13 protein-coding genes are annotated in these 14,357 nt (G+C 28.7%); 9 read left to right on the forward strand and 4 right to left on the reverse strand.

Annotated features, from left to right (window positions below):
* Positions 1-16: 16 nt before the first annotated feature.
* The 7 genes from IPK18_13575 (at position 17) to IPK18_13605 (ending at position 9,606) form a co-directional block, all read left to right on the forward strand.
* Positions 17-538 carry a putative metal-dependent hydrolase gene (locus IPK18_13575; protein ID QQR99360.1) on the forward strand — a complete coding sequence of 174 codons (522 nt, stop codon included), beginning with the start codon at positions 17-19 and terminating at the stop codon, positions 536-538.
* A gap of 77 nt (positions 539-615) precedes the next feature.
* Positions 616-2,478 (forward strand): membrane protein insertase YidC, encoded by a 1,863-nt coding sequence (gene yidC, locus IPK18_13580; GenBank protein QQR97838.1) that lies wholly within the window; start codon positions 616-618, stop codon positions 2,476-2,478.
* 20 nt (positions 2,479-2,498) lie between these two features.
* The gene (locus IPK18_13585) at positions 2,499-6,026 is read left to right on the forward strand and encodes a PKD domain-containing protein (protein QQR97839.1); all 3,528 of its coding nucleotides are present in this window, start codon (positions 2,499-2,501) and stop codon (positions 6,024-6,026) included.
* Positions 6,027-6,364: 338 nt separating this feature from the next.
* Positions 6,365-6,559 (forward strand): hypothetical protein, encoded by a 195-nt coding sequence (locus IPK18_13590; protein QQR97840.1) that lies wholly within the window; start codon positions 6,365-6,367, stop codon positions 6,557-6,559.
* A 10-nt stretch (positions 6,560-6,569) separates the two neighbouring features.
* Positions 6,570-7,229, forward strand: coding sequence for a hypothetical protein (locus IPK18_13595; GenBank protein ID QQR97841.1), 660 nt, complete (start codon positions 6,570-6,572; stop codon positions 7,227-7,229).
* 302 nt (positions 7,230-7,531) lie between these two features.
* Complete coding sequence (locus IPK18_13600) at positions 7,532-8,806, forward strand: hypothetical protein (GenBank protein QQR97842.1); 1,275 nt, start codon at positions 7,532-7,534, stop codon at positions 8,804-8,806.
* Positions 8,807-8,871: 65 nt separating this feature from the next.
* Positions 8,872-9,606, forward strand: a complete 735-nt coding sequence (locus IPK18_13605) for a hypothetical protein (GenBank protein ID QQR97843.1) — start codon at positions 8,872-8,874, stop codon at positions 9,604-9,606.
* 34 nt (positions 9,607-9,640) lie between these two features.
* On the opposite strand, the gene IPK18_13610 is transcribed toward IPK18_13605, so the two are convergent.
* A complete protein-coding gene (locus IPK18_13610; GenBank protein ID QQR97844.1) occupies positions 9,641-10,225 on the reverse strand; it encodes a WbqC family protein in 585 nt (194 codons plus the stop codon).
* A 49-nt stretch (positions 10,226-10,274) separates the two neighbouring features.
* Between IPK18_13610 and IPK18_13615 the strand changes: the two genes are divergently transcribed.
* Positions 10,275-11,168 carry a lysophospholipid acyltransferase family protein gene (locus IPK18_13615; protein ID QQR97845.1) on the forward strand — a complete coding sequence of 298 codons (894 nt, stop codon included), beginning with the start codon at positions 10,275-10,277 and terminating at the stop codon, positions 11,166-11,168.
* Here IPK18_13615 and IPK18_13620 read toward each other — a convergent pair.
* The 3 genes from IPK18_13620 to IPK18_13630 are packed head-to-tail and all read right to left on the reverse strand — an operon-like array spanning position 11,165 to position 13,255.
* The gene (locus tag IPK18_13620; GenBank protein QQR97846.1) at positions 11,165-12,337 is read right to left on the reverse strand and encodes a phosphoribosylformylglycinamidine cyclo-ligase; all 1,173 of its coding nucleotides are present in this window, start codon (positions 12,335-12,337) and stop codon (positions 11,165-11,167) included. The two genes, IPK18_13615 and IPK18_13620, sit on opposite strands and share 4 nt — an antisense overlap.
* A gap of 1 nt (position 12,338) precedes the next feature.
* A complete protein-coding gene (locus tag IPK18_13625) occupies positions 12,339-12,782 on the reverse strand; it encodes a DUF1569 domain-containing protein (protein ID QQR97847.1) in 444 nt (147 codons plus the stop codon).
* Between the two features lie 44 nt (positions 12,783-12,826).
* Positions 12,827-13,255 (reverse strand): arsenate reductase ArsC, encoded by a 429-nt coding sequence (locus tag IPK18_13630; GenBank protein ID QQR97848.1) that lies wholly within the window; start codon positions 13,253-13,255, stop codon positions 12,827-12,829.
* A 289-nt stretch (positions 13,256-13,544) separates the two neighbouring features.
* Between IPK18_13630 and IPK18_13635 the strand changes: the two genes are divergently transcribed.
* Entirely contained in the window at positions 13,545-14,315 is a 771-nt protein-coding gene (locus IPK18_13635) for an SDR family oxidoreductase (protein ID QQR97849.1), read from the forward strand.
* The last annotated feature ends 42 nt before the right edge of the window (positions 14,316-14,357 follow it).

The raw sequence follows: 14,357 nt of genomic DNA on the forward strand, positions 1-14,357 counted from the left end.
AAAATCAACTGAGTCAATAGATAAAAATATTTTCCCAATTGGAAAATTTACTTTTGATGAAAATACAGCAAAGAAGAATATTAAACAATATATAAAAGATATTGAGGAATTACCTAAGCTATTGAAAGTAGCTTTAAAGAAAGTAGACAAGAAAAATAAAAACACCTCATACCGAGATGGTGGCTGGACAATAGAACAAATAATTCATCATACAGCAGATAGCCACATGAATGCTTTTATTAGATTTAAACTAGCTTTGACAGAAACGGCACCAATAATTAAACCATATAGCCAAAACTTATTTGCAGAAACTACAGATATTTTTGCATCAGACTTAAAATCATCATATAGAATTTTAAAAGGATTACACAAAAGATGGTCAGTGCTTTTGCAAAATATGAGCGATAGCGATTTTAAGAATTACTACGTTCATCCTGAGTATAAAGTTGAATTTTCGTTGTTGCATGCATTGGCATTGTATGCATGGCATGGCAAACACCATGTTGCTCAAATAGAAGTTGCTATCAATCAAAAATAAGATTTAAAGCATTCATACTTAATTAATTTTAATTAAACATAAATTTCAGTATTTTTGTCCCTTATTGAAATTCAAAGATGGACAAAAATACAGTTACAGGCATTGTTTTAATTATTTTGATTTGGTTGGTAATGAGCATATACAATACCAATCAACAGAAAAAGTTTGAGGAACAAAAGAAAAAAACACAACAAACACAAATAGTAAAAGATAGCACTTCAACTAAGGATAGTGTAAATATATCAAACACAAATATTGTAGATACTTCAGCAAATAATACACAAATTGCTGCTGATTTTGGCGTGTTTTCAAACTCAGCTTCTGGCACACAGGAAAATATAGTTATAGAAAATAAAGATTGTATTTTTACCTTTTCTAGTAAAGGCGCAGTTCTTACAAAAGTTGAGCTAAAAAATTACAAAACATATTTCCAAAAACCTTTAATTCTTTTTAGCCAAAATCCAGAAGATTTTAATTTCTCTTTATTGATTAATTCTGCAAAAAAATCAATAGAAACATCAGAATTATATTTTACAAGCAATCAGAAATCAACAAAAATTGCAAATAATCAGGCATTAGAATTAGTATTTAATGCAGACAATAAGTATCAACACATTTACAAAATTCCATCAGAAGGTTATATTCTTGATTTTACAGCAAAAGCAAATGGTTTAGAAAAAGAAATTCCACAAAATGCGGAAGTAATAAGTTTAAAATGGAATCAAGTATTGCATTCGCAAGAAAGAAACCTAAAGGAAGAAAGAATAATGAGTGGTGTCTATTACAGTGATAATGAAAAAAATGTAGATGACATCGGACTTACCAAAGACAAAGACCAAAGTATTGAAACACCAATTCAGTGGATATCATTTTCTCAAAAATTCTTCAATACAGCAATAATAACTGAAAGTCAAAATATCTTGGCAAATGCGCAAGTAAAAACAACAACAGGAAATGATACAACAAATATTATAAAATATCTGAATGCCAACCTTAAATTTCCTTTTGGAAAAAATAACAATTACGAACTAAAAACAAAAATTTACGTAGGACCAAACAGCTTTAAAGAATTAAAACAATTTAAAAATGGAATGCAAAAAATCATTCCAATTGGTGGAAGTGTATTAGGATGGATAAATAAATTCTTAGTTATTCCAATTTTTAATTTCTTGCACAATTTTATTCCAAACTACGGCATTATAATTTTGATTTTAGCAATAATAATTAAATTAATAACCTTACCATTTACCTATAAATCACAATTATCTATGGTAAAAATGCGTGTATTAAAGCCAGAATTAGATGAGTTAAGAGAAAAATATGGCAAAGACCAAGCGACTTTTGGCGCAAAACAAATGGAATTATATCAACAAACAGGCGTAAGTCCATTTGGTGGTTGTCTACCAATGTTGTTGCAATGGCCATTCCTAATTGCTATGTATCGCTTTTTTCCATCAGCACTAGAATTAAGACAAGAAAAATTCCTATGGGCAAATGACTTATCTACATATGATGCATTTATAAAATTACCTTTTAATATTCCAATGCTTGGAGATCATCTTAGTTTGTTCGCAATTTTAGGTGTTGTTACCTCATTTGCCATGACATTATATACTATGAAAAACCAACCACAACAACAAGGTGGAGGTGAATTTGCAGAAGCAATGCAAAAACAAATGAAAATCATGCAATACATATTTCCATTCATGATATTGTTTTTCTTCAATAGTTCATCATCAGCATTGAGTTATTATTTCTTCTTATTCAACTCATTATCATTACTACAACAATGGTTAATGACTAGATTTCTAATAGATGAAACAGCTATCAGAACCCAGATAGAATACAATAAAAAGAATCCAAAGAAAAAATCAAATTTCCAACAAAGAATGGAAGAAATGATGAAACAACAACAACAGATAAAAAATCAAAAAAAATAATTAATTTTAACAAATAATATATGAAACAAATACTTCTACTCTTATTAATCGTATTCTCTTCTATTATTTTTGCTGAGAATAACCAAAAGAATAACATTTCAGCTGGTAAATGTGGAACAATAGCACCAAGTAAAGAATGGGAAAATGTATTTCAAAAACAACTCCAAAAGTTTAAAACTAACAATCAAAATGCAAGAACAGAAAACAGTATTGTTATTCCTGTTATTGTACATGTTGTATATAATTTATATTCAGATTTGAGTCAAAATATTCCTAAAGCTCAAATAGACTCACAGTTTGCAATTTTAAATAGAAATTTTTCTGGACAAAGTAGTTATATTAATAATGTTCCAAGTGTGTTTAGTGGTTTTGTTGCTAACACTGGAATTACTTTTTGTCCTGCAAAAATAGCTCCAGATGGACAAGTACTATCAGAACCTGGAATAGAAAGAATAAATAGAACTAGTATAGGTGCATCAACACCTAGTGGAAGTGGTTGGTTAAACACATATATTGACGAACTAATAAAACCTAGAACTATTTGGGATCCATCAATATATTTGAATATATGGATAGTTCCTAGAGCAAGAAGCTCTAATGGTTCATTATTAGGTTATGCTACATTCCCAACTATGACAGGATTAGATGGTATACTTGATGAAAATGAAAAAGTTATAAATACTGATGGTATAGTATGTGTCTCATATGCATTTGGTAAAAGTATAAATAATGATCCAGACTATAATGATGGTGGCACAGCAACACACGAAATTGGACATTGGCTAGGATTAAGACATATTTGGGGAGATGATGAATGCGGAGATGATTTCTGTAATGATACACCAACTCATCAGGAAGAAAATTATGGATGTCCGACTTTTCCCAAAATGAATACATGTGGTGGAGCACCTTATGGAGAAATGTTTATGAACTATATGGATTATGTAAATGACAATTGTTCAAATATGTTTACAGAGAATCAAAAAGAAAGAATGCAAACTACCATGCAAAATGGATATCTTCGTTCTTCATTACTTAATTCTCCAGTATGTGATACAATCTTACCATTACCTTTAGCTAACTTCCTTGATACTCAAATTACACAAACTAGATGTGCAAGCTCAGCAGTATTTAATTTTGCTGATAAATCATTTTGGTCATACAACGCAACTTCATGGTCGTGGACATTTCAAGATGGAACTCCAGCAACATCCAGTCAAAAAGATCCAAAAAACATTACATTTAATTCTCCGGGTTCAAAAAATGTAACACTTACAGTTGTAACACCAAAGGGTACTTCAACAACTACGAGACAAATAAATGTAGTTTTTTCTAACATCGTTAATTTACCAATACTAGAAAATTTTGAAGGAAATGTATTTCCTCCATCTGGATGGAATTTCTTCAAACGTACAACGAATGTATATCATAATTGGGAAATTAGAGAAGGGTATAGCGCATACGGAATTGGAAATAAAAGCATGATATATAACAATACAGAGTTTAATGGTAACAAAAGAAAAGACGATATTATGTCTCCAAGGTTTAGTACAGTTGGGCAAACAAATTTAAAAATTAATTTTGATGTTGCATATACACCGTTTTATGGTGATGCAGGTAGTGGCACAATTGAAACTATAAATGATACTTTAGAAGTTTTGTTAACAGATAATTGCGGATCTACATTTACTTCAGTATATAAAAAAGGTGGAAGTGATTTAGCAACTTTTTTACCAGGGATGGGCGATGAATTTTATCCTACTACAAATCAATGGAGAAAAGATAGCATAATAATACCTGCGAGTTTCTTAAATAAAGCAGAAGTTCAGGTAGTTTTTAGAAATTATGGACTTTGGGGACATACCATATATTTAGATAATATCAATGTAACAGGTCCTATTCAAAATCCAATTCCTAATTTTACATTAAGTAAATCATCAATTTGTGTTGGAGAAAATGTATTATTGACAAACACTACTTCAGGTGCTGTTGATTCTGTTAGATGGAAAATTACAGGTGGAACACCAAATTCATCAGCATCTACAACTACAGTAAATCCAAGCTTTAATAGTGCAGGCACTTATAATATTACCTTATTTATATTTAAAGATACTTATAAAGATTCTATTACTAAATCAATCACGGTTACTAACAAACCAACACCAACAATTAATCCAAGTAGCACTTCTGTTTGTCCTGGTACTTCAGTTACATTAACAGCAAGTGGTGCATCAACTTATGTTTGGAATAATGGTTCCACTACAAACCCATTAATAACTACAATAAATAATAACTCAGTTTTCAAAGTTGTAGGTACTACTAATGGTTGCTCATCAGATTCTGTTTCAATTACAATAAATGCAAAAACAAAACCAACTGTTTCAGTAAATAGTTCTAATATTCAAATTTGCCCAGGAGAAAGTGCAACATTTAATGCAAGTGGAGCAACAACTTATGCTTGGAGCAATGGTCAAACAGGAAATTCAATTACAGTTTCTCCAACAAATAATACTACCTACAAAGTTGCAGGTACAACAGATGGTTGTACATCTGATAGTGTTCAAGTAAGTGTAACTATAAAAGCAAAACCTACAGTGAATGTAACTCCACAAAATACTACTATATGTGCAGGACAATCTGCAACACTTACTGCATCTGGTGCAGCAACTTATGGTTGGAGTAATGGTCAATCTGGAACATCTATTTCAGTTTCGCCAACAGCAACTACAATTTATAAAGTTGCAGGTACAGCAAGTAATGGTTGTAAATCAGATTCTGTTAGTGCAACTGTAACAATCACAACAACAAATCCTACAGTTACTATTACTAAAAATCCAAATATAAGTACAATTTGCGAAGGCGATAGCATCACTTTAACTGCATCAGGTGCTAATAATTATACATGGAATACTACACAAACAACTGCATCTATTAAAGTGGCACCATCTACACAAACTACATATTCTGTTAATGGTTCATTGACTGGTTGTCCAACACTTTCTGGTAATGCAAATACTACAATAAACGTGAATGCAAAACCATCAGTTGGAACAATTTCAAGAGATGCATCAATAAATTGGGATACCATCTTTATTAGTCCAGCAAATGGAACAAACTACTTATGGTTTTTAAACAATGCTGTTACACCAATTGCAAACACAACTGTACCATATTATTCTACGACATCAAGTGGTAATGGAAATTATACAGTTCAAGTTGTAGATGCTAATGGTTGTAAATCTGACAAGTCTGCATCATTTAATGTAGTGGTTACTTCTATTAGAAATAATGCAGCATCAATAGGTTTGAAAATTTATCCTAATCCAAATTATGGTGTATTTACAATTGAATTGAATGCTCAAAAATATTCAACATATGAATTAAGTGTAACTAGTGTTTCAGGAAGAAATATATATAATGAAACTTTTGATGCTTATAGTGGATTGAATAATAAGAAAATTCAATTACAAAATATTGATAGTGGAATTTATTTCTTAAGCTTGAAAAATGAAGATGGTATATCTACTTTCCAACTATTAATTAAATAAATTCTAAAATAGTACTAAATGAAAGGCTACCTTTTAGGTAGCCTTTTTTGTATCCTTTAGATAATAAATTATTTTTTGTTAATATTTTTTATTTAGATAAATATTAATTATAGTATCTTTGTGTTAAAGATATAAGATGCAATTTGTAATATCAAATATTAGAACTACAGTCAGCAGTCAGCAGTCAGCAGTCAGCAGTCAGCAGTCAGCAGTAATATCTTATATACCATTACGATTATTTTTTTATTTAAAATTTGTAGAGCCGCCTTAGTGTTAAGGAAATACTTGTAGACTACTAACAAAAATCAAATTTTAATATAAAAAATAAAAAAAACAAAATGAAAAAAGTTCAAATTGGTGTAAACTTAAATATTGGAACAAATGATGATGAAGTTGGTTTTAATACATATAATAGAACTATGTTTTTTAATACAAATAGACCAAATACAAATTTAGGAAATGGCGTAGAGCAAACATGGCCAATATATCACATGAATGGGGTATATTTCACAATGCCAATCATAATAAATTAATATAACTTATATGAAAAAAAATATTTTATTTATATTTGTAATTGTTTTAGCAAATATAGCATATGGAAACGACACATTATCTTCAAGCAAAAAAAACATATTAGGAGCTAATTTTTATTATAATAATCACAATCAATATTTCAAAACTGGCGTTATGCTTGATGTTACTTATGAACATGTTTTTAATCGTTGGATTGGTTTGCAAACTTCTTTGGGTTTTAATAGAGCTAAAGTTAAATTAAATGATTGGAAGAAAGATGTACAAGACCAGAATTATGATTATAAATATCCAAGCCTTACCTCTGGTATTTTATTTAATATAGTTGGAAATTTCTATGCAATAAATAATGTAAAACATAAATTAAAATTTGGATTCGGTCTTGAATATAGAAATATTACTGATGCTATTACTATTGGAGTATTCGATCCTCTTCCTCAAATCAACGATGAAACATTATATCCCAGTACTAGTTTTGAGCAATATAATGACTTAGGGATTTCAGGAAATATGAGTTATCAATTTATATTAAAAAAGGGAATTGGAATTAATACAACTTTTGGATATAATCACTATTTTACAGATATAAGTAAAAGAGCCAAAGAAGGAGATAGAGTTGGAGGTAGTAGTTTTATAAAATTAGGCATAGGCATAATATATTGTTTTTATTAGCTAATCTTAAGGCTACCTTTTAGTTAGCCTTTTTTTGTATCCTTTAGATAATAAATTATTTTTGTGAATATTTTTATTTATATACATCTTAATTATAGTATCTTTGTGTTAAAACTATAAGATGCAATTTGTAATATCAAATATTAGAACTACAGTCAGCAGTCAGCAGTCAGCAGTAATATCTTATATACCATTACGATTATTTTTTTATTTAAAATTTGTAGAGCCGCCTTAGTGTTAAGGAAATACTTGTAGACTACTAACAAAAATCAAATTTTAATATAAAAAAATAAAAAAATAAAATGAAAAAAGTTCAAAAAACAGCAAAAATTATAATATTTATATTCTGTCTATCATTTATATATACATCATGTAAGAAAGAAAATAATACAGAAATAATAAAATCATTAGAAGATTTTCATGTAAAAAAAATAGATAAGGAACTTTCAAATTTATCTAAAGTATTTTCTGAAATTTTTAAAAATAATAGAAATGTAAATATTCTAAAGAAGGCTATATATCAAAAGAAAAAAGATGAAAATATTACAATTAAAGATTTTTATATATTTTATGATAAATACTCACCAAAAGTTCAATATACTAACAATCGAACAGGATTTTTTTATGATAGTTTTGAAGAAATGTTATATGATAAATATAACAATATTTCTTCAATAAGTTTAGATGATTTTAGAGAACTAATAAATACATATGATATGGCTATTTATTGGGAATATATTGAAAAATGGAATGAAAGCACACAGCCAATAGTAGGTTATCCATTAACTGAAGAAGAAGAAGTAGGTAATGCCTATGATTTATTAACTTACAAGGTATATAATAATATAAAAGAAGAAATTGTAAATAGAGCATATATAAAAAACAATCCAGTAATTTTGATAAGACCAAATGAAGATTTTGAGAATAGTAGCCCAAATTATTATAGCAATATTCCTTATATATGGCTTAAAGATTTATTAAAAGATTCAGCTTTAGTAAATTCTAATCAAAGAACTGAAAAAGTTCAAGATGTATTTGATAGATTTAGAATCGAAACAATTAATACTAATGGTAATGTATTTGATGGTAATGGTGGTCCAGAATTTAAATTTTTTAGAAATAGTCCAACAAGTTATACAACAGGTTTTTATGGATTTGCTACAATATTAACTCTTAATTTATCTGCAAGTGCAGCTGGTTCTACAAATGAGATAATAGTAGGTAATTATATTAATAATATTTTACATGATAATTGGCATATTATTGATTTTAGATCATTAATTGGCACATATGAACAAGATGGTGGAGTAATAAAAAATCAACAAGTATCAGGCATTGGTATAAAAGCAGATGTATTAGGCATTCCAATTTTAAATATTTCATTTAGTTCCACAATAACTCGTAAAGACGATTTAATCGATAAATATGAAATGTATAGAAGTTCTTTTGTAAATAATGTTCAACTAAGACAGAATTGGGGATGGGGTTTTAGAACAATCAATTACAATGGAACACATATCCTACCGATTAGAAGAACTAATCATACAGATTTGACTATTACATATAGAAACTATTAATTATGAAATATATATATCTTCTATTACTAGTGCTAAACAATCTTTCGATATTTTGTAATAATAATTTGAAAGAAAAAAATATTGTAAATCAAAAGAAACACGAATTATCTATCGCTTTACATTATGCTCATCATAAATATGGAGATCATCCAACAAATCAAATTAGACTTTTAGGACCAGATGATAGGTTCAACTACAATAATGTATATGATTCGGTAAATGTAGGAAAGAAAGTTGGACATGGAATAGGGCTTAGAGTTCAGTATAATTATTTTTTGAAACCTAAAATATTCTTATCTACATCTGTAAATTTATTTTTCTATAAACCAGCAGTTGTAAAATTTGATTGGACAAAAAATTCTAATACATTTCCATATGATTTGTATCATCCAATCTTGAGTCATAGCCAAAGAAGTGGAAAAGTTGCATATACTGCAAATCAAACATATGTAGATATAGGTATTGGTTTTATACCAATTCAAAAGAATAAGTTTAACTGGAGAATTGGAATAGGATTTGGATTGGGATATCATTTCTATACAGATCCAATTGTTGATTGGTCATATGATTTCGTTTATGTACCAGAATTAAATGAAACGTATTTAAATTTTCATGGATTTAGACCATATGTTTTAAATTCTATACTATATGGCGGTTTTGCAGAAACTTCATTAAACTATGAGTTAATAAAGGACAAAATATCATTAGGAATAAATTACAAGTTTTTATATGCAAAAAAATATAAGCAAGATGGAGTATATCCACAAAGTTTTGGACTAATTTGTAATATAAAATTATAATTTTAAGGCTACCTAAAAGGTAGCCTTTTTTGTATTATGATAATAGATAATTTTTGGATGCTTTGCTACCAAGATTAAAAAGTAAATCTATAATACTTAAGTTGTTTTGAAACTCAAACCTATCAGAAAAAACTTGAAGATAAGGTTCACAAGTTTGTTCTTTATCGATGATGATGGATTGATATTTTTGTTCATTTTGCTTTTTGATTTCTAATTTCTTTAAATCAATTTTTTGGTTAATCCAATTGTGCAATGCAATGTTGAGCTGATACAAATACTCATACTCAGATTGATAAAATTGTTTTAAATCATCTTCATAAAATTCAAAAAATGGTGAACGTCTATAAGCTGAAATAATACTAGTCCAATGGTCTTTTTGCCATTTTTCAGCATAAGAAATTTTAATATCAGCATATTTTCTATGTTCAATTCCTTGATGAATTAGTGGAATACTCACTCTTAGCGCACCATTTGCAGCGAGAATATATGTTCTGTTTGTGAATGATGTTTTGGGATACTGTTGAGTAATATCAAAGTATGTATTTTCTGTGTTTGCATATATTTTGTATGCCGAAATTGGTGCAAGGTATAAAGGTTCTGTTGTTAAAATATTATCCATACTTAAAAAATTATTGATATACAATTGTATTTTATATTTTTATAACCAGATGATAAAAAAAATATTGACAAAAGTACTCATTTTTATTTTGATTCTATTTTCCAAGACTCCAAGTTTTTTTCTAAATCTATTGAAATATTTTATTTATATATTATTATATAGAATAATAAATTATAGACTTGATGTAGTTCGCGTAAATCTTTTTTCAGCATTTCCAGATAAGTCCAGTTTTGAATTACAATATATAGAACAGAATTTTTACAAAAATTTATCAAATATCATTGTTCAAAACATACAATCTATTTCATTTTCTAAAGATGAATTGAAAAGTAAAATTTGGCTACATCATCAAGCAAAGTTAGATTTGATGAATGCAGAAAAACTAAATAAAAATATTTTTGTGGTTACAGCACATTATGGAAATTGGGAATATGCCGTATTGTTGACAAGCTTAGAAACAAAACTACAAACGTATGGTATTTACAAACAATTAAATAATGAAACATTTGATAAATTTATTAAACAAAATAGAGGCAGATTTGGATTGAAATTAATTGATACGAATGACATCAAAGAAAATATAAGTAGCTATAATTCTACGAATAGTATTTTCTGTTTTATTGCAGATCAAACTCCAGTAAATGTTGATAAATCTTACATGACAAAATTCTTAAGAGTTCCAGAAACACCATTTTACAAAGGCTTTGCAGAGTTAGCAAAAACATCTAATGCAACTGTGTTTTATGCATCTATTCAAAATATTGATGCACAACATTACGAAATAAAATTTGAAAGAATTACTGATGATGCAAGTCAATCTACAGTTGATGAAATGTTGTCTAAGTATGTTGAATATTTAGAAAAAGACATTATTGTAAAACCTGAATTCTGGCTTTGGACACACAAACGTTGGAAAAGAGCTGGCTTGAAATACAAAAATTAATTGTACTCAAAAGTACCATGCTCTGATTGTATCGTTACTTTTTTATTTTCAGAACTTTCAACGTAACCAATAATTTGTGCATCTACATTATATGATTTAGAAATAGCAATAATAGTTTCTGCAAAATTTGCATCACAATATATTTCCATTCTACTGCCACAATTAAATACTTGATACATTTCTTTCCAATTGGTATTACTTTCTTTTTGTATTAGTTTAAATAATGGCGGAATATTAAATAAATTATTTTTAATGATATGTAAGTTGTTTATATAATGTAATACTTTTGTTTGTGCACCACCACTACAATGTATTATTCCATTGATATTTTTTACACCAATTTCTGATATTACTTTTTTGATAATTGGCGCATATGTTCGAGTAGGAGAGAGCACTAATTTTCCAGCATCTAAAGGTGTGTCATCTATTTTTTCTGTTACTAATTTTGTGCCTGCGTAGATGTATTTATTATCTGTATTTGGATCAAAGCACTCAGGATATTTTGTGGCATATATTTTTGAAAATACATCATGTCTTGCTGATGTCAAGCCATTACTGCCCATTCCACCATTGTATTCTTGTTCATAACTTGCTTGTCCGTATGATGCCAAACCAATGATTACATTTCCAGCTTTTATATTAGAATTATTTATTACATCATTTCTTTTCATTCTTGCTGTCATTACTGCATCTACAGAAATGGTACGAATTACATCACCCATGTCTGCTGTTTCTCCACCCATCGGAATGATATTTACATCATATTCACGTAATAATTCTACAACTTCATTTGTACCATCAATGATTGTTTTTATCACATCACCACTAATTAGATGTTTATTCCTATTAATTATTGATGACAATAAAAAATTACTTGTTGCTCCAACACAGATTAAGTCGTCTGTATTCATAACAATTGCATCTTGTGCTATGCCTTTCCACACAGACAAGTCGCCTGTTTCTCTCCAATAGATATATGCTAACACTGATTTTGTGCCTGCACCATCAGCATGAATTATACTACAATAATCATCATCATTGGTGAGATAATCAGGATAGATTTTGCAAAACGCTTGAGGAAATAAGCCTTTGTCTTCATTTTTGATAGCTGCGTGTACATCATCTTTTGTAGCAGATACGCCTCGCTGATTGTATTTTTCTGAAATCATTTTATACGCCAAATTGTTTTAAATGGTGATCAAAGTGTTTGTACATAGCTTTGCCCCAAGTTGCTTTATCCATTACACCAAAAACTGGATGAGAGCCAGAAAAATCATTACTATTAATAAACTCATTTACCACATTGATTGTTGCTTGTGTTGTTTGTTCAAATTGTGGATCATCTTTTACAATAAAATCTTTAGCAGTTACCATGTTTCTTGGCCAAGGTATTATATCTATTAATAATTTTCTTGCAATTGGATTGGCAGATAAATAGTATAATTTGTCTTTTGGTAGTTGTAATTTATTTATAGGTACAGAAAATGCTATCGACATGTGTTTCAACATTTGTGAAACACTCATAGTTCCCCATTTTCTTTCACTATTGCTTTTTAGCTGATTTATTCTTGAAAATATTTCTTGTTGAGTACTCTTATCTAATAAAGTCTTCATTTCTAAAATCTTTCTACAAATTTAATCAATATTCAATAACAGAGTTAGTTTATGTTATTTAGATTTTCAGCAACAAATAGTTCACAGTATTTTTTAATCATAGCGCTTACTTTTTTAAACGCTTCCATAATTTCTTCTTCTGTTCCTGTTGCTTTCGCTGGGTCAGGAAAATTATAATGAAATAATTTTGCATCTGTAGGAAAATATGGACAGTTTTCTTTTGCATTATCACAAACTGTAATGACATAACTAAAATTTATGTCATTATATTCATTGATATGATTTGATGTATGATGAGCAATATCTATTCCATCAGCTTTCATTATTTCAATAGCACGAGGATTTACGCCGTGTGTTTCTATGCCTGCACTAAATATTTTTATTTTTCTTCCATCTGTAAGTTGTTCTAAGTAGCCATGTGCAATTTGACTTCTACAACTATTTCCTGTACACAATACTAATATATTAATCATACCAACAACCAAATTAAATTTATTATACAAAATTTAGGATCAAATCCCCAAATCAACTGAAGAATAGTTAGTGATGAAATGATTAAAAGTGGTTTCTTATATTTTAATAAAAATTGTTTTACCTGCATAGCTACTATTCCTTATTTTTTTATTTTAATGCATAATTACTATCAAAAATAATATATTGCAATATTACAATATTTTTTCCCATTCTTTTTATACATACTTATCATTTGTTTTTTGTGAATTTATGAGAAGAATATTATTTATCTTGTACAAAAAATAGGATATGTTTCAGTCAAATTTATTTAAAGACAAAATAGTTTTAGTAACTGGTGGTGGCAGTGGTATTGGATATACTATTGCCAAACAATATTTAGAATTAGGTGCTACAGTATATATAGCATCAAGAAATCCAGAAAAGATAAGTAAGGCAATAAACGAATTGGCTGAATTTGGCAATGTAAAAAGTGCCATTGCAGATATTAGAGAACCAGAACAAATTGAGAAATTAGCAAATCAAATTAAAGAAGAAAGTGGAAGATTAGATATACTAATTAATAATGCTGGTGGGCAATTTCCTGCTGCATCAGAAAATATATCTTATAATGGATTTAGAGCTGTTATTACAAATAATTTAATTGGTACTTTTTATGTAACACAAATTATGGCTAAAACATTCTTTATTCCACAACAAGATGGAAATATTGTAAATATAATTGCTAATATATTTAGAGGATTTCCTGGTATGGTACACACAGGTGCAGCTCGCGCTGGCGTTGATAATATGACAAAAACACTTGCTATAGAATGGACAAGGTATAATATTAGAATAAATGCAGTAGCACCAGGTATTATTTTATCTTCTGGCTTAGATACCTATCCACCAGCAATTCTAAAAGGAATTACAGACAGCATTCCAAATAAAAGAATGGGCACAATGGAAGAAGTTGGCTGGTCGGTTTTATTTTTATCATCGCCGATGGCAACATATATAAATGGCGAAACACTTTATGTTGATGGTGGCAACAGACTCTGGGGCGACCAATGGAAGATGTGAAGGACTTCGTTGACTAATGATTATAATGAATAATTATTAGAT

It is taken from the genome of Sphingobacteriales bacterium, assembly GCA_016699615.1.
Classification (GTDB): Bacteria; Bacteroidota; Bacteroidia; order Chitinophagales; family JADIYW01; genus JADJSS01.

Excerpts from the sequence above, each read along its gene's own strand:
- IPK18_13600 (QQR97842.1), top strand. The coding sequence starts at position 7,532 with ATGAAAAAAGTTCAAAAAACAGCAAAAATTATAATATTTATATTCTGT.
- IPK18_13610 (QQR97844.1), bottom strand. The coding sequence starts at position 10,225 with ATGGATAATATTTTAACAACAGAACCTTTATACCTTGCACCAATTTCG.
- IPK18_13585 (QQR97839.1), top strand. The coding sequence starts at position 2,499 with ATGAAACAAATACTTCTACTCTTATTAATCGTATTCTCTTCTATTATT.
- IPK18_13595 (QQR97841.1), top strand. The coding sequence starts at position 6,570 with ATGAAAAAAAATATTTTATTTATATTTGTAATTGTTTTAGCAAATATA.
- IPK18_13590 (QQR97840.1), top strand. The coding sequence starts at position 6,365 with ATGAAAAAAGTTCAAATTGGTGTAAACTTAAATATTGGAACAAATGAT.
- IPK18_13635 (QQR97849.1), top strand. The coding sequence starts at position 13,545 with ATGTTTCAGTCAAATTTATTTAAAGACAAAATAGTTTTAGTAACTGGT.
- IPK18_13620 (QQR97846.1), bottom strand. The coding sequence starts at position 12,337 with ATGATTTCAGAAAAATACAATCAGCGAGGCGTATCTGCTACAAAAGAT.
- yidC (QQR97838.1), top strand. The coding sequence starts at position 616 with ATGGACAAAAATACAGTTACAGGCATTGTTTTAATTATTTTGATTTGG.
- IPK18_13625 (QQR97847.1), bottom strand. The coding sequence starts at position 12,782 with ATGAAGACTTTATTAGATAAGAGTACTCAACAAGAAATATTTTCAAGA.
- IPK18_13630 (QQR97848.1), bottom strand. The coding sequence starts at position 13,255 with ATGATTAATATATTAGTATTGTGTACAGGAAATAGTTGTAGAAGTCAA.
- IPK18_13615 (QQR97845.1), top strand. The coding sequence starts at position 10,275 with ATGATAAAAAAAATATTGACAAAAGTACTCATTTTTATTTTGATTCTA.